17 protein-coding genes are annotated in these 17,561 nt (G+C 63.7%); 10 read left to right on the top strand and 7 right to left on the bottom strand.

Translation table 11 applies throughout. The features are described from left to right. Nucleotides 1-10: 10 nt before the first annotated feature. The 5 genes from MTBUT4_RS00890 to MTBUT4_RS00910 form a co-directional block, all read right to left on the bottom strand. Complete coding sequence (locus MTBUT4_RS00890) at nt 11-781, bottom strand: ABC transporter permease (protein ID WP_173977777.1); 771 nt, start codon at nt 779-781, stop codon at nt 11-13. 114 nt (nt 782-895) lie between these two features. Then, on the bottom strand, nt 896-1,879 hold the full coding sequence (locus MTBUT4_RS00895; RefSeq protein WP_173977778.1) for a GDSL-type esterase/lipase family protein: 984 nt from the start codon (nt 1,877-1,879) through the stop codon (nt 896-898). 2 nt (nt 1,880-1,881) lie between these two features. Further along, complete coding sequence (locus MTBUT4_RS00900; protein ID WP_173977779.1) at nt 1,882-3,270, bottom strand: MBOAT family protein; 1,389 nt, start codon at nt 3,268-3,270, stop codon at nt 1,882-1,884. Nucleotides 3,271-3,326: 56 nt separating this feature from the next. Next, entirely contained in the window at nt 3,327-3,485 is a 159-nt protein-coding gene (locus MTBUT4_RS00905; protein ID WP_173977780.1) for a hypothetical protein, read from the bottom strand. Further along, nucleotides 3,485-4,699, bottom strand: a complete 1,215-nt coding sequence (locus MTBUT4_RS00910) for a hypothetical protein (protein WP_173977781.1) — start codon at nt 4,697-4,699, stop codon at nt 3,485-3,487. Before MTBUT4_RS00910 ends, MTBUT4_RS00905 begins: the two co-directional genes overlap by 1 nt. Before the next feature lie 289 nt (nt 4,700-4,988). On the opposite strand from MTBUT4_RS00910, the gene MTBUT4_RS00915 reads away from it, so the two are divergent. Next, nucleotides 4,989-5,495 (top strand): hypothetical protein, encoded by a 507-nt coding sequence (locus MTBUT4_RS00915; RefSeq protein ID WP_173977782.1) that lies wholly within the window; start codon nt 4,989-4,991, stop codon nt 5,493-5,495. 12 nt (nt 5,496-5,507) lie between these two features. Here the strand turns inward: MTBUT4_RS00915 and MTBUT4_RS00920 are convergent, their stop codons facing one another. After that, nucleotides 5,508-6,239 carry a bifunctional 2-polyprenyl-6-hydroxyphenol methylase/3-demethylubiquinol 3-O-methyltransferase UbiG gene (locus MTBUT4_RS00920; protein WP_173977783.1) on the bottom strand — a complete coding sequence of 244 codons (732 nt, stop codon included), beginning with the start codon at nt 6,237-6,239 and terminating at the stop codon, nt 5,508-5,510. Between the two features lie 336 nt (nt 6,240-6,575). Here MTBUT4_RS00920 and MTBUT4_RS00925 point away from each other — a divergent pair, with 336 nt between their 5' ends. The 9 genes from MTBUT4_RS00925 (at nt 6,576) to MTBUT4_RS00965 (ending at nt 16,742) form a co-directional block, all read left to right on the top strand. After that, nucleotides 6,576-7,571 carry a radical SAM/SPASM domain-containing protein gene (locus tag MTBUT4_RS00925; RefSeq protein WP_173977784.1) on the top strand — a complete coding sequence of 332 codons (996 nt, stop codon included), beginning with the start codon at nt 6,576-6,578 and terminating at the stop codon, nt 7,569-7,571. Continuing rightward, on the top strand, nt 7,571-8,533 hold the full coding sequence (locus MTBUT4_RS00930; RefSeq protein ID WP_173977785.1) for a fatty acid desaturase: 963 nt from the start codon (nt 7,571-7,573) through the stop codon (nt 8,531-8,533). The genes MTBUT4_RS00925 and MTBUT4_RS00930 overlap by 1 nt, the downstream gene beginning before the upstream one ends. After that, nucleotides 8,530-9,528, top strand: coding sequence for a class I SAM-dependent methyltransferase (locus MTBUT4_RS00935; protein ID WP_173977786.1), 999 nt, complete (start codon nt 8,530-8,532; stop codon nt 9,526-9,528). The genes MTBUT4_RS00930 and MTBUT4_RS00935 overlap by 4 nt, the downstream gene beginning before the upstream one ends. A 39-nt stretch (nt 9,529-9,567) precedes the next feature. After that, on the top strand, nt 9,568-10,938 hold the full coding sequence (locus tag MTBUT4_RS00940; RefSeq protein ID WP_173977787.1) for an SGNH/GDSL hydrolase family protein: 1,371 nt from the start codon (nt 9,568-9,570) through the stop codon (nt 10,936-10,938). Between the two features lie 11 nt (nt 10,939-10,949). Further along, nucleotides 10,950-12,818 carry an asparagine synthase (glutamine-hydrolyzing) gene (gene asnB / locus MTBUT4_RS00945; RefSeq protein WP_173977788.1) on the top strand — a complete coding sequence of 623 codons (1,869 nt, stop codon included), beginning with the start codon at nt 10,950-10,952 and terminating at the stop codon, nt 12,816-12,818. Nucleotides 12,819-12,835: 17 nt separating this feature from the next. Next, entirely contained in the window at nt 12,836-13,708 is an 873-nt protein-coding gene (locus tag MTBUT4_RS00950) for a glycosyltransferase family 2 protein (RefSeq protein WP_173977789.1), read from the top strand. 148 nt (nt 13,709-13,856) lie between these two features. Continuing rightward, nucleotides 13,857-15,059 (top strand): NAD-dependent epimerase/dehydratase family protein, encoded by a 1,203-nt coding sequence (locus MTBUT4_RS00955; protein ID WP_173977790.1) that lies wholly within the window; start codon nt 13,857-13,859, stop codon nt 15,057-15,059. A gap of 4 nt (nt 15,060-15,063) precedes the next feature. After that, the gene (locus MTBUT4_RS00960) at nt 15,064-16,005 is read left to right on the top strand and encodes an NAD(P)-dependent oxidoreductase (protein WP_173977791.1); all 942 of its coding nucleotides are present in this window, start codon (nt 15,064-15,066) and stop codon (nt 16,003-16,005) included. Continuing rightward, nucleotides 16,002-16,742, top strand: coding sequence for a bifunctional 2-polyprenyl-6-hydroxyphenol methylase/3-demethylubiquinol 3-O-methyltransferase UbiG (locus MTBUT4_RS00965; RefSeq protein WP_173977792.1), 741 nt, complete (start codon nt 16,002-16,004; stop codon nt 16,740-16,742). The genes MTBUT4_RS00960 and MTBUT4_RS00965 overlap by 4 nt, the downstream gene beginning before the upstream one ends. Here the strand turns inward: MTBUT4_RS00965 and MTBUT4_RS00970 are convergent. Continuing rightward, entirely contained in the window at nt 16,723-17,559 is an 837-nt protein-coding gene (locus MTBUT4_RS00970) for a glycosyltransferase family 2 protein (protein WP_173977793.1), read from the bottom strand. The two genes, MTBUT4_RS00965 and MTBUT4_RS00970, sit on opposite strands and share 20 nt — an antisense overlap. Between the last annotated feature and the right edge of the window lie 2 nt (nt 17,560-17,561).

The raw sequence follows: 17,561 nt of genomic DNA on the forward strand, positions 1-17,561 counted from the left end.
TCCGCCCACCCTAAAGCCAGTAGACGACGCGGCACCGCAGCTTGCGGAACAGCCAGAACGTGAATGCCGAGCCCACGATCGCCATCACCACCCCCACCGCATAGGACAACAGCGCCGGCGCCTGCCCGAGCAGCGGCGAGCGGATCAGGTCCACCAAGTGGAACAAGACGTTGAAATTGGACAGGTATTGCCCGCGGTGGCCCAACTGTTCGGGAGCCCAGAACACCGGCGTGACGAACATCGCCACCTGCAACAGGCTGCTTACCACCTGCTGGACGTCTCGGTAACGGGCGCAGATCATGCCGAACAGCACGGCGGCCCAGACCCCGTTCACCGCGATGATGACCAGGCCCGGCAGCAGCAGCAGGGTCTCAGGGCGCAACGGCACAGACAGGGCGGCCGCCATCAGGACGTAGATGGCCAGGTTGTGCGCGAACGTGATCAGGCTGCGCCACACCTGGGCGCAGGCGAGGAGGGAGAAATTGAAGCTGGTCTGGGTCAGCAGGCCGGAATTGGTGATGAAGGTGCTGCAGCCCTCGGTCACCAGACCCGAGACCAGGACCCAGCTGATCATCCCCGAACACAGGAACGGCAGATAGCTCTCCGGCGCCTGGTTCCACAGCGCGGCATAGAGGAAGCCCATGGTCCCGACGAAAAAGCCAAGGCTGAGCGAGGACCAGAAGGGACCGATCAAGGTACGGCGGTAGCGCCGCCGGACCTCGGCCCAGCCCATACGGCCCCACAACCGCCAATTCCCGACCCCGTCCAGAACATCGGACACGGCAATATTAGTGATTGATGTCATGTGAACGGTACGCCGGTCCTTGCGTGCGGGAGGCCTACTATAGCAAAGACCCTTCCCAATTCAACACGGCACCCACATGGGCCGCCCAGGTCACGGCGGCAGCACCTTTGCGCCGAGATAGGACAACAGCTGGTTCGCCATGATGGCGTGTCCCTTGGCGTTGGGATGAGGATCACCCGGCATGTTCCACAGCGTGCGGGCATCGATGCCGCGCAGACCGTCGAGGAAATCCAGGTAGCCGGCCCCGACCTCGGCGGCAAGATCCCTGACCTTGTCGTGAATCGCCTGGAATGGGTAGTCGTTCAGGTAATGAAGGTCCGGCGTCATGGTGATGACGAGGGTGATGCCGCGGGCACGGCATTCCCGCGCCAGCCACGCCACCTCGTCCCGGGCCTGCCGCCACGGTTCGGACTCATCCGCAAACAGCCGTTCGTAGCGGACCCTGTAACTGTCCTGCAAACCGAGCTTGGCCGACAGGAAGTTCAGCCTGCTCCACGCCATCACCGCCAGCTGCGAATTTCGCATGATCGGGTTGTTGCCACCGGACGCCGAAGGCTGCGGCCCGTTCACGAAGAGAGACAGGACGACAAGGTTCGGATCGAGGCTGGCGCCCACGGCCTTGAAATGAGCGATCTGCCTCTTGACGTTGTGGTTCGCGACCCCGGCATTGATTATCTCGACCCGTCGCCCCTCGGCATTCAACGTGTCTTCGACCACCTCGGTATAGACCTCGGCTGCCGGCACGCCCCATCCGAACGTTATCGAATTGCCGAGAACTAGGATTCGGTAGACACCCTCGGGCTTGGTCGCCACCGGGTAGTCTCGATCCCGAAAGCCCATCGCGTTGATCTTGATCTCGGTGTTCTGCAGTACCGCGCTTTTCCCCGGAAGGTGCTCGACCCCGACATCCGGGTTGGCCGCCTCGTGACGGGTAAGCTCGACGCTGTAACGCCACATCTCGATGTCGTAGTTGGTCCCGGACGCGTTGAGCAGCCGGACGAGAATCTCGAGCGATGCAAGTGATACGGCAAGAACGAGGACGGACAGACCGAGCGCCCGGAGAATCCTGAGCATGTCTAGAACTCGAAATAAATGAACTGGTTCGATTTTCCAGAACCAAGCAGGAAAATCAACACCAATAGGACCAACGGGACGAATTTCCTGATCTGCTGAAAATGCCGGGGCAGCTTATCCGAAAGGCTAAGGTAGTCTGCAACTATCACCAGAGGGACCATGACGAGCGGGGCCAGCGCCAGGGTCGCCGCGCCACGCTCGCCCGACCATGCCTGTCCCAGAATTTGGGTGGCCGTAGCCATGTCGGGCGATCGGAAGAATACCCACCCGAGGGCAACCAGAATAAAGACGGTGACCGCCTTCACCGGAGCGGGCAGGGGAAGCCTCCAGGAACGGTCCCGGATGACCTTGTGCCCGACCAGCAGCATGCCGTGATACGCTCCCCAGACCAGGAACGTGTAGTTCGCCCCATGCCACAACCCGACCACCGTCATGGTGAGCACGAGGTTGAGATAGAAACGCCACCGGCCTTCCTGCGACCCCCCGAGCGGGATGTAGAAATAGTCCCGGAACCACCTGGACAGCGACATGTGCCAGGCCCGCCAGAAATCGGTGATGTTCGTCTTCAGATAGGGCTGGTCGAAATTCTGAACCAGCTTGATGCCGAACAGAAGGGAAATCCCCATCGCCAGATCTGTATATCCGGAAAAATCGGCATATATCTGGAACGAGAAGGCGATGGTTGCGGCCCACGCATCCGCCAGCACTCCGGTCGGGTTGGCGAAATAGGGATCGGACAGGGTCGCCAGGCTATCGGCGACCACCACTTTTTTGAATAGGCCCAGGGTCATCAGCGAGAACGCCGAGGCGAGGGTCGGGCGGTCGAGGCACACCCTGCCCGGCAGCTGGGGCAGCAATTCGCGGGCACGCATGATCGGCCCGGCGACAAGGTGCGGGAAATAGCTGATGAAGAGCAGGGTCTTGTCCAGCCTGTGCTGCGGTGGAAACTCCCGACGATAGACATCGACCGTGTAAGCGATAACCTGAAAAGTGAAGAACGATATGCCGAGTGGAAGGCTGAACTGGCCGATCAGGGCTGCGCGCGCCTGCCGAATCCAGTCGGGCATCACCCACCCGACCGCGTCCGCCAGAACCGCGAAGGCGAAATCCACGTACTTGAACAGGGCCAGGATCGCCAAATTGGCCAGTATCACCGCCACCAGCAGCCGGCGCCGGCGCCGTTCATCGCTTTGTTGGGCCATGGCCAGGGCCCCGAAGTGGCTGATGGCGACCATTCCCGCCAGCAGCGGCAGGCAGGCGACGTTCCAGTACGCATAAAAGAGCAGGCTGGCCGCCAGCAGCCACCACCCGCGCCAGGGGCCGGCAATCACCCGATGGCCAGCCAGCACAACAACCAAGAATACGAAGAACTCGACCGAATTAAAGAGCATGTGCGAATGGCCCGGGCAGTCCGTTTGGCCCGAGAATGGCGCGGCGGGACTCTATGTCAATGAAATGCATAATCATAGGGCGAGAGGAATTCCGCGTCGGTGAACAGATACAAGGCGCAAAGGCCGACGATGACGAATACGACGGGAAGCAGCAGTACGAACCTGTACCTCCGGAAGAAGCCGTCCTTTTTGCCCCCGTTGCCGGTCCCAGTCATCAGCGTTCTCCGTTCTCCCCGGTGGAAACGTCCCTTGCCGAATCGGCGGCCAAGCGCTCGCGGTCGAGTTCGACAAGGCCACGTTCGGCCCGGCGGCGCAGATGCGCCAGCACTTGGTCCTTGTGCGTCTCCAGGAGGGTTGCGACCGATTCGGCCACCAGCCGGTTTCCCGCCGCGCTCCAATGCCCGTCCTCGATGAAGGCCTGCGGCATCACTGTCCGATCGAGGACCGGAAGCAGGTCCAAAGCGGGCACCGAAGCCGCCGCCAGGTTGGCGACCGCCTTGGCGTTCGGCGTCGGCCCCGGGATGTCCTGCCACCACCGTTCCGGAACGCCGCGCCAAAGCAGTGCCAGAAACGCTACGTCGTCATGGGCAAGAAAGCGATCGACGTTAAGGATATGGTTGACCGCTTCGATCGGCTGGTCATGGAAAAGCTTCACCGACCTTAGCCATTCGGGGTCGGATGCGAGATCGCGCTGAGCCCGGTTCTCGTGGGTACGCAGGACTCGCACGGAAATCTGACGAAACAGTGCGCTGGCACGGGACAATTGGCGCAGGAGCGGGGAATCGAAAATGTGGCGACGAAGGTAGCCGTTGTCGTCGATGTAATAGGGCAACCCCTCCGGAAAGTCCCGGACCGGGTTCAGGTAGGTGTCCAGCCTGTCCTTGTCGAGGTCTATTGCGGGCGAAGGGAAGTTGGCCCGGGTCTCCATGACAACAATATCCGGGTTATACCTGGACAGCCTGGAAAGGTAGCGCTTGAACGGATCGATCAGCCCGTTGGCGCCGCCATTGACCACCTCCACCTCGAACGGCAGCGATTTTCGTTCCCTGAGCACCTGTTCGAGTTGAGCGGGCCACGATTCATCGTCCCCTACGCCCCAGCCGAAGGTGAAGCTCGTTCCAATGGCAAGCACGCGAACGACGTCGGGCCTGCGCTCGCGGACCGCACGGTCGCGCAGGCCGTCAGCGTTGGTGGTGACGGGGAACGGCTTCCCGCCCACTATGATTGGCCGGTCATGGGAGAGATTGGGGCGCACCTCGACCAAGGTGATCGGGTCGAGCACGAAGAAATGCTGGATGGCCCCCTGGAAAAGGGTCTCGCTCTCGAAGCGCTGGCGAAAGGCAATCTCCAGCGCCCCGAGCACGATGATGGCCGGCACCAGACCCAGCAGGGAAACAACGACGATCCGTCCGAGTGCGCCGAGCGTCACGCTTCAATCCATGGCATGAGACGGTGCCCCCCCGAGCGGGGCGACAAGCGCCCCCAGGCGCGAACGGCCACGATGTGGAGCACTGCAACACCTTGAGAAATGCTAAGGAATGCGGCTAGCCCCCGACCCAACCGCGCGGTCTCTTGGTATCATGTGCCCCCCGAGGGGGTCAAGCCCGCGGGCGGCGGCCGGTTGCGTGTTGCGTCTTGTCCTTGGCCAGCGGCAGGGCCAAGATCGCACCGCAAATGCGCGCGGGGAATCGATGCCCCGATGACCGGGGGGAATGCACATGGACGCCTTCAAGATCGTGGTCTGGAAAGATGGGGGCGAGGTCGTCGCGCACATTCCCGACCTCTTCTTGTGCGCCCGGGCGGATACCTGGGAGGGCGCCATTCGCAAGGTCGAGGAGCAGCGTGAGGCCCTGTTCCGGGAATACGACGCGGCCGGTTTGGCAAAGCCTGCACCCGCCCGCGCTCGGAAGCGCCCGGAAGCGGAAGCCGCCGCAGGGACGGGCGTCGGACGCGCGCTCGGCCTGTTTGCGGCGAAAGTGGCGATTGTCGGGCTGATGGCGGCGGCATCCCTGGGCGCATTGGCGGCCGCAATCCACGGCAGCGCCGAATCGCTGCTCGCCGGCATTCGCCCCCCGGGAGTGGCGGAAATGGTGCACCGGGCGGCCGAGCGCCTTCGGTCCGCGCCACCGGAACGCAAGGCCGCCCTGCGCGAGGACTTGCGCGTCATCACGGCGGAACTGCAAGGCCTTGCCGGCGATCCGTGCGGCGTTCCGACACGGCGCTGACAGGCCGCCGGGTCACCGGCGGACGACGCAGATCGCCGACTGGCCGAAGAACCTGCGCGTCACGGGATCGACGAGCCGGGAGATCGGCACGACAAATCGGTCGAACACGGCGATCTGCCCGTTGACCGCCGGGTCATTGAGACTGGCGTGACCGACCAGGCCGTTAACCCACCAACCGACGCCGCCGATCGAATTGAAGTAGCAGCTTCGGACCACCTCGCCGGCGCCTGCGGGCACCAGACGGCGCAGATCGTCCAGACGGTAGCGGCGCATGTGACCGGCAAGCCGGTCGAGGCTGCCGTACAGGCCGGGAAAAGCCGGCACGAAGAGAATCAGGTGGCCGCCCGGGTCAAGGAGCTGCAGCAGGTTGGCAATCGCGGCGGCATCGTCCCGGACATGTTCAAGGACGTTGATGCACACCACGGTGTCGAACGCTCTGCCGCCGAGGACGGCGGCCAGTCCGGCCGACGTGATGTCGCCGGCGAGATACTCGCCGCCGGGACAGCGGCGCTGGGCCTCGGCCACCGCCGCCTCGTCGATGTCGATCCCCACATAGGCCTGGCAATCCCCGAACGCAGCGCGGTAGCTTCCGTGACCGACGCCGATTTCCAGTATCCGCCGGCCGATGTACGGCCGTACCGCATCGACGATCCATCGGGTATAACGGTCAGCGGTGGCGATCGCCGAGGAATAGGTCGATGCCCCCGTGGGGACCGATGCCCGGCCGGTATCGGCGTGTGCCATGGTTCCCTCCATCGGCAAGCGCCATTCCGGGGCGCCGCCTTGACCCGCGTCCAGCCTGCCACGTCGAAATTACGCCGGCAGGCGGGTTGGGGGCAATGGGCGAAGGCGGGGCGGGCGCTGTTGACTGCCTGCCCCGGGTGAGAGGATTGCACTCAAGCCCGCGAAAGGGGTAGAAAAGGCCAGCCTGTCCGAATGCCCCGGAGCAGCGGGGATGGCCGGCCTGACAGTGGCGTGGTGCATGGCGTGACCCCTTCGACGCGGATTGCGAACAGTTTCCGAAACGGTCTATTTCTGGCACGGGTATTCGCCAGAAAGCCGAGGTTCCTTGCCCGCGCCATGGCAGGCTACCTGCGGGCAACGGCGTTCCGGGAACACCGGCTGAGATTTTCCGACATTGCCGTCGATTACGCCTGCAACCTTTCCTGCACCCATTGTTCCGCGCTGCCCATGCGGTCCGAGGACAAACCCCTGCTGGCCGTCGAGGACTACCGGCGGATCGCCACCGATCTCCGGCGGGAAGGGTGTGTCCTGTTTCATTTCACCGGCGGCGAGCCGCTGCTGCGCAAGGACCTTGAAGATATCATCCAGGCATTCGATCCTGCGTCCAGTTGCATCAGCATCCAGTCGAACGGCATGGCGGCGACGCCACGGCGCCTGCGTTCGCTGCGCCGCAGCGGCGTCGATATCTTTTGTGTAAGCCTGGATTCGGGCATGGCCGAGGAACATGACACATTCCGACGCAGCCCGGGATCGTTCCAAAAGACACTCGCCGCCCTTCAGGCGGCTCGCGACGAGGGGCTGATCGTTTCGGTTTCCGCTTGCGTCTCCCACCAGAATCTCCATTCCGAGGGCCTCAGACGACTGCTCGACCTGACCGCCGAACTGGGTGTGACGTGCCAGTTCAACCTGGCCGTTCCGATCGGGCATTGGAAGGCCAACACCGAGGTGATGCTGACCACGGACGATCAGGAGCAGGTCCGCGCATTGCTGCGAAATCACCCCCATTGCCGCCTGGACCTCTATCACAATTGGTCCAAGGTGGGCTGCGGCACCATCAAGGAAAAACTCTATCTATCGGCCTACGGTGACGTCCTGCCGTGCCCATTCATCCCCGTCGCCTTCGGCAATCTGCGCGACAGCACGGTCGCAGCGGTGCGCAAGCTGGCGATGGAGGTACCGCAGTTCCGCGACTATTGGCCTTCCTGCCTGGCCGCCGAGGACCCCGAATTCACCGCCCAGGTGGCGCGGTACTGCGCGGCGGAGCCTACCACCCCCGCCCGCTTCGATCCGACGCGCTGGCGCGCGGCGGGCGAAGCGACGGGAGATGCGTGATGGTCTCCGACGCATACCGGATTCACCGCCGGCGGCTGTCGGCAGAGGTGGTGCGCGATCTTTCCCGCCTACGCCCCCGGGTCGCCGTCCGCGACACGTTGCTCGACTGGGCCTTTATCGTCGCCGCGTGGGCGATGGCGGCCTGGGTTCCAGAGCCCTGGCTCCTGCTGCCCTGCGCTCTCGTGGTCGGCAACCGTTACTACGCCCTGGTCATCATCGGGCATGATGGCCTTCACCGACGCCTTTTCGACGACGAGCGGCTCAACGACCTTTGGAACGACCTGTTCATCCTGGGGCCGGTCGGGGCGGTCACCCGCCTGAACCGGGTCAATCACATACTCCACCACCAACGGGCGAGCACCGTCACGGATCCTGACCGGTACAAGTATACCCACGATAACAAGCGCACCAATTTCGCCTTCCTGGCTTACCTGACAGGGATTTCGGTGCTCGGACGATCATTCGGAAACATCTTCCGAAATCGGGACGGCCTGTCCGCGGAAAGCCGCCGTGGCGAGGGCTACCGGCCCAGGGACCTCGTCATCCTGGCCGGTTGGCAGGGGGCACTGGTGGCCGGTCTCACCCATTGGTTCGGATGGTGGGGATATCCGGTCCTCTGGCTGGTTCCGGTCGGGATTGCCTATACCGTGGATGTGATCCGGGTCTTCGCCGAACACTCGATGCTGGATGACGATACCGCAGCCGACCGCACCGGGCGGTTGATCACTTATGCTAGCGCGGCCTGGGAACGTCCCCTGATCGCCCCCCACAACATGAACTTCCATGCGGCACACCATCTGTGGCCGTCGATCCCCTACTACTCCTTGCCGGAGGCCGACCGGCGTCTGAGGGCTTCGGGCAATGGCGGGCAACTGCAGTGGCGGGGCCTTTACCTGGGCTACTTGTCCCGATACTGGCGCTTCGACCGGAGCGGCCGGGCGTCTTCGTCGTGGGCGACATGACACCCTACCCGTCGGGGCTGCCCGAACTTCCGACACTCGCCGTACCCACCTGTCCGGTCTGCACCGGAGCGAATCGGCACCCCGTCGCCACCGGGCTGGACTACGAGTTGCAGACCTGCGCAAACCAATGGCATTTCGTCCGCTGCGGCGACTGCGGGTGCGTGTGGCTCGACCCGCGGCCGGCAGCGGCCTGCCTGTCCGCCATCTATCCCCCCACCTATTATTCCTATGATTTCGAGAAGCGGATCAGCGCCGTGGCGCGTTTCGGCAAGTCCATACTGGACGCCAGGAAATTTGGCGGCGTATTCGCATCGCTGGACGCCCCGCCCGGTTCGTATCTCGATATCGGGTGCGGCGACGGCCGCTATTTGCGGCTGATGGCGGACCGCGGCGTTCCCCGCCAGCGCATCGTCGGGCTAGAGCTGTCCGCAGAGCCGGTGGCCCGCCTGCGGCAGGAGGGGTTCCAGGCCTTCCACCGGCGGGTGGAGGATTGCACCGAGATCGCCGACGGCACCATCGACCTGGCAACCATGTTCCACGTCATCGAACATGTGAGCGACCCCTTCGAGACGTTGCGCACCATCTCGCGCTGGCTTTCTCCCGGCGGCGTTCTGGTGATCGAGACGCCGAACACCGATTCGCTGGATTTTCGCCTGTTCTCCACGGGGTTATGGGGGGGTTATCATATCCCGCGCCACTGGACGCTGTTCGACTCCCGATCCCTGGAGCGCCTGCTGCGGCGCTGCGGCCTCGAGCCGGTGGCGACCAGCTTTCAGACCGGTCATTCCTTTTGGATGTACTCGTTTCACCACCTTCTGAGGTACCGATTCGGGTTGCGTTCACTATCGCGCCTCTTCGATCCTCTCGAGCGTGCGGGCCTGCCGATGTTGATGGGATTCACGGTGTTCGACATCCTTCGTCGAAATCTTGGCGCATCGACCTCCGCCATTCTGGCAGTCGCCCGTAAACCGGCCGCAGGCGTCCCTTCGCCGTAGGGATGCAAAGCACGCCGGCAGAAATTCAGGAGAAGCACAATGAAGAAGCGTGGTTCGGGCGGCCATCTGGCAGCCTACTTGATCGTGACGGCACTTGCCTGCATGGCGGGCTTCGCCGGCTTCGAGCTTTATGTCCGCTACGATCTGTCGCGCTATCATTCGGGCCGATCCCAGGCGAACATGATGGTCGCCTATACCGAGCCGCTGTATTCCGTTCCGGCGGGCGACGGCGCGGTGCGGATATCGCTGGGGCCGTTCTGGGGCCGCTCGGCCGAATGGGCGGCAAGCCGGCCCTCGCTGGGTCCGTTCAATCCGTCCTTGGAAGTGGAGAATTTCATCTATGACGCCGAGGACACGCTTCGCCTGAACGTCAAGGTGCGGACCAACAATCTCGGCTTCCTGTCCGATCTTCCCTACGACCTGTCATCCCCCGGGGACGAATACCGGATCGTCGTTTTGGGCGATTCCATGACCGGCACCACCACCATGCCCTATCAGTGGGTGGATGAGGTTCAGACGCTCCTGGATGCCGACGAGGATCTCAAGGGGGCGCTGGGGCGGCGGAAAATCCGCCTCTACAACCTGGGCATCCCGGGCGCCGGCTTTCCCCATTTTGCCGAGGGGCTGGGCTGGTACGGGGCGGAGATCAAGCCGGACCTTGTGGTGGTGAACTTCACCCTGGGCACCATGCCCCGCAAGACCGTCATCACCACCGCCAACGGAGACATGGTTATCCCGGGCCTGGTGTCCTATCGCATCGGCACGGAACTCGTTCGTGTCTATGTCAGCTGCCTGTCCGAGCCCATTTCCCTGAGCAGCGACGCCTGCTGGCATTACAACTGGTACTTCGCACCAGCAAAGGTCATACGCGATCCGGTCCTGAGGGCCGAGATGCGTGCCCTGGTCGGAAACGACATGGTGAAGGGCCGGGTCTGGTCGAGCATGCGCTCGCTTGCCCTCGACCGGTTGCTCGGGCGGGACGACCACATGTACAATTGGCGCGTCCCGACCCAGTCGAAAATGGACGAGAGCGAACGCCAAACCATCGTCGCGCACGTCGCAGCCGAGATGAATCGGATTGCCGAATCCCATCCCAACGTTCTTCCCGTGCTCATGCCACTTTATTGGGACATGGTCCCGGAGCGCATCGACTACGTGCTTCCGCGCATGCTGGCGGAACGCGATCCGCGGTTTGACGCCGTGATGATGCGCGCGGCAATGCCGGAGGCCGGACCCGAGGAAATCGCGTCGTGGTACAACGTCCCCCATGATGGGCACCTCAGTGCCAAGGGCGGCCACATCTACGCCAAAGCCATGGCTCGGGCGATCGTCGAGCACCTGGGTCGTCAGGGCGTGATCCCGCCACCGCCAACGCCCCACCTTCCCCTGGTGTCGGCTGGTCAGAAATAGGGGGATCGGCCGTGTGCGGCATCGCCGGCGAGTTCAGGCCGTCCCGCTCGGCGGACACCGGCGCGGTGCGGGCGATGATGGATCTGCTCGGCCACCGGGGTCCTGACGCCGAAGGGCTGGTGGGGTTGGGTCCGGTGGCGTTGGGCCATCGACGTCTGGCAGTAATCGACACCTCGGTGGCCAGCAATCAACCCATGCTCCATCGGGATGGTCGTTGCGCCATCGTCTTCAACGGCGAGATCTACAATTACCGCGACCTTCGCCGCGACCTCGAGGCGCTGGGCGCCCGATTCCGCACCGAGGGCGACACCGAGGTGATCCTGGAGGCGTACCGGCAGCATGGCCCCGCCTGCGTGTCGCACCTTAACGGCATGTTCGCGTTCGCCCTGTGGGATGCCGGCAGGGGCGAACTGTTACTGGCCCGCGACCGGCTTGGAAAGAAGCCGCTCTTCTACGCGCCGCTTGCCGAAGGGGGGCTTGCGTTCGCGTCGGAACTGCCTGCATTGCTTGCCCATCCTGGGGTACGGACGGGTCTCTCCGGGGCCGGCCTGATGCAGTTCCTCTGCTTCGGTTACACCGTCGGCGAGGACACCCTGGTGGAGGGGGTCCGCAAGCTCGCGGCGGGACACACCCTTGTCGTGTCCCGCAACGGCATCGGAACGCCCAGGCGTTACTGGCATCTGGCGGATGCATTCCGCAACAAGTTCCGGGGTGGTTTCGAGGATGCCAAGGCGGCCCTCAACGCCCTTATCGATGATGCGGTCAGGATACGGCTGACCGCCGATGTCGGTGTCGGGATCTTTCTCAGCGGCGGCATGGATTCGGCCGTCGTCGCGGCGGCAACGGCACGGGTGGCGGGGGCGCAGGCCCACCAGGCCTTCTGCATGGGCTTTCCTGAACCCGGCTTTTCCGAGGCCCAGGAGGCGCGGGCGAGCGCGAGCTTTCTGGACATCCCGCTGCAGATCGAGCAGCCGGAGCGCCTCGACGACCTCGTCATCGCCGCCCTCGAAGGCTGCGGCGAGCCCCTGGCCGACACCTCCGTCGTGCCCACCTGGGCGTTGTCGCGTGCGGCCCGCCGCTCGGTCACCGTCGCCTTGTCCGGGGACGGCGGCGACGAGCTTTTCGCGGGCTACGACACCTATCGTGCGGGCCGTCTGCACGCCGCCCTTGCCCGGTTTCCGGTTCCGTTACGGCGAGCCCTTGCCGGTTTTGGAGGCCTGCTGCCACATCGAATGGAAAAGGTTGGCTGGGATGAAAAGTTGCGCCGCTTCCTCGCGCAGCTGCCGGAGCGGCCGGAACGCGCCCACGCCTTGTGGCGCGTCGTCTTCGACCCTCGCCGGATGTTCCTGCGCGCCCCCCCCGCCGATTGCGATCCGGTGCTCGCCGCACTGCCCACTGCGGAAGACACCCATGGTCTCGATCCGCTGGATCGCGCCCTGTTCGCCGACATCAACACCTGGCTCGTGGACGACATCCTGGTCAAGGTGGACCGCGCCTCAATGGCCAACAGCCTCGAGGTCCGCAGTCCGCTGCTGGATCATCGCGTCGTCGAGTTCGCGGCGTCGCTTCCTCCCGAGTGGAAGTTGCGCGGGTTTACGGGAAAACACATCCTGCGTCAGGCTCAGAAGCCATTTCTGCCGCCGCACGTTCTGGCGGGCCGGAAGAAGGGCTTTAACGCCCCGGCATCCCATTGGCTGCGCGGCCCGCTTGCCGCCGCCGGGCGCGACATCACCCTTTCCAAGGCAATGACCGACCTTTTCCACCACGACCGTATCGAACTGATGTGGCATGAACACTTGGCAGGCAGCCGCGACAACGGATATATGCTATTCGCCTTGCTGGGCCTGGGATTGTTTCTCCAGAAACTCCATACGCGGTGAACTGAAAGTCCAAGCCGATGATTTCCGTCGTCATTCCCGCCCTGAATGAAGAACAGACCGTCGCCGCCACCGTCGAGACCGCTGCAGCCATCCTGCGGGATGCGGATCTGCCCTGCGAGATCATCGTGGTCGATGACGCATCCTCGGACCGCACCGCGGAACTGGCGCGGACGGCCGGCGCCAGGGTGGTCTCTCACGTGGCGAACATGGGATATGGCCGCTCGCTGAAGGACGGCATTCTGGCGGCATCACATGACATCATCGTCATCACCGATGCCGACGGGACGTATCCCATCGCAAAGATCCCATCACTGGTCCGTGGACTAGACGCTGGCTACGATATGGTGGTCGGCCAGCGCACCGGCCGGGCCTATCGAGGCTCGGTGATCAAGTCCCCGCTGCGTTGGCTGCTCAAGAACTTGACCGAATTCACCTGCGGCCAGGAAATCCCGGACATCAATTCAGGATTGCGCGCCTTCCGCCGTAGCGCGGTGCTTCCCTATTTGGCCCGACTTTGCAACACATTCAGCTTCACGACATCGTTGACCCTCGCCTTCCTCATGAACGGCAAATCGGTGCTTCACCTGCCAGTCTCCTACGACGAACGCATCGGCAGCACGAGCAAGGTCAGGCTGCTCCGAGACTCCCTGCGCACCATGCAATACATCGTCGAGGCGGTCACTTACTACAACCCCCTCAAGATTTTCATGTTGATCAGTGTCTGTTGCCTTCTGGTATCCTTTTCAGGGTTCGTGTTCGCGGCGCTGAGCAAATTTCTTGCGGTATACGTCCTCGCCATCGGCATGGCGCTGATGTCGGTTCTGGTGTTCGCGCTGGGACTTCTAGCGGTGCTCCTGAAGCAGATCATGGATGGCAAGACCGGCGGATAAGACCCAGCGGACGGTCGTCGGTATTAGTTTTTTCGGTTATCCCCTCCTGCCGATTCATGCTACCAGTCGCAGCGACACTCGGGAGGCGGAGCGCCATGCCGCACCGACAAGCCCCGACGACGCTCAGTAATGATTTGGGAAAGTGATGATGAGGATACTGTGCCTGGGAGGAGACGGTTTCTGCGGATGGCCGATCAGCCTTCATCTTTCTCGGGCCGGGCACCAGATCGGCATCGTCGATAACTTGGCGCGCCGAAAGATCGACCTTGAGCTCGAAACAGAATCTCTGACCCCGATCCGCCCCATCCGCGAGCGGATTGACGCATGGCGGGACACTACCGGCCAATCCATTGATTACTTCGATATCGACGTCGCCGAGCAATACGACCGGCTGCTGGCGGTGGTGACCGCGTTCCAACCGGACGCCATCGTGCATCTGGCCGAACAGCGCGCGGCGCCGTATTCGATGAAAAGCTCCTGGCACAAGCGTTACACTGTCAGCAACAACCTCAATGCGACCAACAACGTCCTTGCCGCCGTAGCCGAGTCGGGCCGGGACATCCACATCGTCCACATCGGAACCATGGGTGTATACGGCTACGCCACGGCCGGGATGACGATACCCGAGGGCTACCTGAAGGTGAAGGTGACCGTCGATTCGGGCGAGGAGATCATGCATGAGATTCTGTACCCGACCAGTCCCGGCAGCATCTATCATATGACCAAGAGCCAGGATCAGCTGCTGTTCTCGTTCTACAACAGGAACGACGGCATCCGCGTCACCGATCTGCACCAGGGCATCGTCTGGGGCACGCAGACCGCCGAAACCAAGCTGGATTCCCGCCTCATCAACCGCTTCGACTATGACGGCGATTTCGGCACGGTCCTCAACCGCTTCCTCGTCCAGGCCGCGGCCGGCCATCCCCTCACGGTCTACGGCAATGGTGGCCAGACGCGGGCATTCATCAACATCGAGGACACCGTGCGCTGCGTCCGGCTGGCCATCGAAAGCGCGCCGCGTCCCGGCGAGCGGGTGCGCATCTTCAACCAGATGACCGAGACCTTCCGGGTGCGCGAGCTGGCCGAACTGGTCGCCTCAATGACCGGAGCCCGTATCGCCGAATTGCCCAATCCGCGTGTCGAGGCGGCCGAGAACGAGCTTAAGGTTGACAACAGCAGCTTCCTCGGTCTCGGCCTCGACCCGATCAGGCTGGAAGTCGGTCTGCTCGAGGAAATCCGGGACATCGCACGCACCTACGTCAATCGCTGCCACGAAGGCAAGATCGCCTGCAGTTCGTTCTGGACCGAGGAGCGCCGGCGCCAGTCGCAGGCCGCGGGTGCCGGGGCCTAGCGTCATGCCCGCATTCCGCAAGGTCGTCATCACCGGAGGCGCAGGGTTTCTCGGCCGGGCGTTGATCCCAGAGCTGATGGCGGCGGAATACGCGGTCACCGTCTTCGACAATGAAGCCGTCTGTCCGCTGACAACCGCAACCGCGCTGGGAGCCACGCCGTGGCGCGGAGACGTGCGCGATTTCGACGCGGTTCTGGCCTGTTTTTCCGGGGCCGATGCCGTGATCCACCTGGCCGCCGACAGCCGAGTGATGGATTCGCTCGAGAACCCCAGGTTCAACTTCGAGAACAACGTGGTCGGGACGTTCAACGTTCTCGAGGCCTGCCGCCTGCAAGGCGTCGGACGGCTGATCAATGCATCGACCGGAGGCGCCATCCTGGGGGAGGCGGAACCGCCGGTGCACGAGGAAATGCTGCCCAGGCCACTTGCTCCTTACGGGGCGTCCAAGCTTGCTGCGGAGGCCTATTGCGGCGCCTATGCCAGTGCCTACGGCCTGGCCTGCGCCTCCCTCAGGTTCACAAACATCTATGGCCCCGATTCGCTGCACAAGCGTAGCGTCGTCGCCCATTTCTTCAAGGCGATCCTGGCCGGCGAGCCCCTGGTGGTGTACGGCGACGGGTCCCAATGCCGTGACTACCTCTACATCGGCGATGTCGCCAAGGGCATCGTGCAGGCGCTGGAGGCCGGGGTCGAGGGCACCTTCCAACTTGGCGGCGGCCAGCCCACCAGCCTCAATCAGTTGATCGACGGCATGCGGGCGGCCGTCGGACCCGGCCACGTCGTAGAGGTCCGCTATGAGGATTTCCGGCGCGGCGAGGTCCGGAGCACCTGGGCCACCATCGACAAGGCGCGGCGGGCGTTCGGCTTTGCTCCTACGACGAGTCTTGAGGCAGGCCTAGGTCGGACCTGGGCCTGGTATCGCGCGCAAGCGGGGCGCGGGGTATGAGCGCGGACCACGCCAAGCGACTGTCCGACGCCAAGTATTCCGCCGGAACCGAGATCGAGCGCACGAGCAAGGTGTTCACACGGAACCGGGTACCCGACGGCCCGCCTGCCCTTCATATCCTCGATGTCGGCTGTGGAACCGGCGTCAACGCGCAGGCGCTGGCCGCCAAGGGACACCGCCTGTTCGGCATCGACGTATCGCCGGTGGCGGTGGAACGCTATGTGGCAGCCGGCTTCGAGGCCACGGTGGCCGACATCACCGCCGGCTTTGGTGTTCCGGAAGGACAGTTCGACCTCGTCTTCGCCTCCGAGGTCATCGAGCATGTGGCGGATACCGAGGCCTTCCTGGCGGAATGCCTCCGGGCCTTGAAGCCGGGTGGTCGGCTGGTGCTGTCGACCCCCAACTCGGCGTTCTGGCCGATGCGGCTTCTCGGCTTGGCCGGCCGCACCGCCACCGAGATCCAGCACCCCGGGCACCTCCGCTTCTTCTCCCGCCGCGGACTGGAATCCGCCGTCGCCGCCGCCGGCTTCGCCGAGGTCGCCGTGGCTGCGCGGCACATGTATGTGGTCCTGTCCGAAAGCTGGCTGGGACCGCTGCGGCCGCTCATGAAAGCGTTGGGGTTTACGCGCGAACTGAGGTTCCGGACTGGAACTTATGTCTGGCACCTCAGCCGGTTCGCACCTTTTGCGTCGTCGTGGTGGTCCGACACCCTGATCGTCACCGCCCGCCGGCCGTGACCGGCAAGGCGAATTCACGGGGATCACAAGCGGGACCAGATACCGGCGCGGCGGCGACGAGATCTTCCCGCGCCACCCGATAGAGCCTGAGAAATCCTTCCTGCGGAACCCCGCGCATGACCCGCGCCAGGGCCGCCACATCCAACAGATTCTGAACGATCTTGCGGAGCATGAGGTTGCGGGGCGGCCGCTCCTCCACATAGGCGACCGGCGCCTCGACGACCCGGAGGCCACGCCGGAGGCAGCGCAGCGTGAGTTCGGTATCGAATTGGCCCCGGCTCATCACGCACTGGTCGGCCAGATCGCGAACGCGCTCCATTCGCAGCAGCTTCGGCCCGTGCGTCTCGGTGCCGGCGAATTCGAACAGAACCTGGAGGACGCAGTTCAGGCCCAGACTCAGAAAACGGCGATATCGGCTCTGACCGTTGAGCAATGGATCGATGCGCTTCGACCCCACGATGTAGTCGTACTCGTCCCTGTGCGCCCAGGCCCAGCTCAGAAAGGGCATGTCCCACTGCTCGATGTTGATGATGTGGACAAAGGGAAAATCCGCGGCGGCAATGCCGGCCCTGAGTGCATTGCCGTAATCGGGCGACGCCAGCGTCACCACCTTCGATGGCGCGTGCTCCTTTGACAACCGCCCGACGATCTCAGGGGTGGAATCCCGGCTCCCATTCTCGACGAACACGAACTGCCAGTTACCAGAGCCGAAGATGAAATCGAAATATCGGGCCAGCTTGCGGGAATTCATCTCCGCGATGGCCTCTTCGTTGAAGACCGGGACGACGATCGAGCATTTGTCGCAATTACTGGCCATGT

This window comes from Magnetospirillum sp. UT-4 (assembly GCF_902729435.1).
Classification (GTDB): Bacteria; Pseudomonadota; Alphaproteobacteria; order Rhodospirillales; family Magnetospirillaceae; genus Magnetospirillum.

Bases quoted from the DNA above. Each gene is read 5' to 3' on its own strand.
- MTBUT4_RS00900 (WP_173977779.1), bottom strand. From the start codon at position 3,270: ATGCTCTTTAATTCGGTCGAGTTCTTCGTATTCTTGGTTGTTGTGCTG.
- MTBUT4_RS00935 (WP_173977786.1), top strand. From the start codon at position 8,530: ATGACACCCTACCCGTCGGGGCTGCCCGAACTTCCGACACTCGCCGTA.
- MTBUT4_RS00960 (WP_173977791.1), top strand. From the start codon at position 15,064: ATGCCCGCATTCCGCAAGGTCGTCATCACCGGAGGCGCAGGGTTTCTC.
- MTBUT4_RS00930 (WP_173977785.1), top strand. From the start codon at position 7,571: ATGGTCTCCGACGCATACCGGATTCACCGCCGGCGGCTGTCGGCAGAG.
- MTBUT4_RS00925 (WP_173977784.1), top strand. From the start codon at position 6,576: ATGGCAGGCTACCTGCGGGCAACGGCGTTCCGGGAACACCGGCTGAGA.
- MTBUT4_RS00970 (WP_173977793.1), bottom strand. From the start codon at position 17,559: ATGGCCAGTAATTGCGACAAATGCTCGATCGTCGTCCCGGTCTTCAAC.
- MTBUT4_RS00955 (WP_173977790.1), top strand. From the start codon at position 13,857: ATGAGGATACTGTGCCTGGGAGGAGACGGTTTCTGCGGATGGCCGATC.
- MTBUT4_RS00940 (WP_173977787.1), top strand. From the start codon at position 9,568: ATGAAGAAGCGTGGTTCGGGCGGCCATCTGGCAGCCTACTTGATCGTG.
- MTBUT4_RS00895 (WP_173977778.1), bottom strand. From the start codon at position 1,879: ATGCTCAGGATTCTCCGGGCGCTCGGTCTGTCCGTCCTCGTTCTTGCC.
- MTBUT4_RS00905 (WP_173977780.1), bottom strand. From the start codon at position 3,485: ATGACTGGGACCGGCAACGGGGGCAAAAAGGACGGCTTCTTCCGGAGG.
- MTBUT4_RS00950 (WP_173977789.1), top strand. From the start codon at position 12,836: ATGATTTCCGTCGTCATTCCCGCCCTGAATGAAGAACAGACCGTCGCC.
- MTBUT4_RS00915 (WP_173977782.1), top strand. From the start codon at position 4,989: ATGGACGCCTTCAAGATCGTGGTCTGGAAAGATGGGGGCGAGGTCGTC.
- MTBUT4_RS00920 (WP_173977783.1), bottom strand. From the start codon at position 6,239: ATGGCACACGCCGATACCGGCCGGGCATCGGTCCCCACGGGGGCATCG.
- MTBUT4_RS00965 (WP_173977792.1), top strand. From the start codon at position 16,002: ATGAGCGCGGACCACGCCAAGCGACTGTCCGACGCCAAGTATTCCGCC.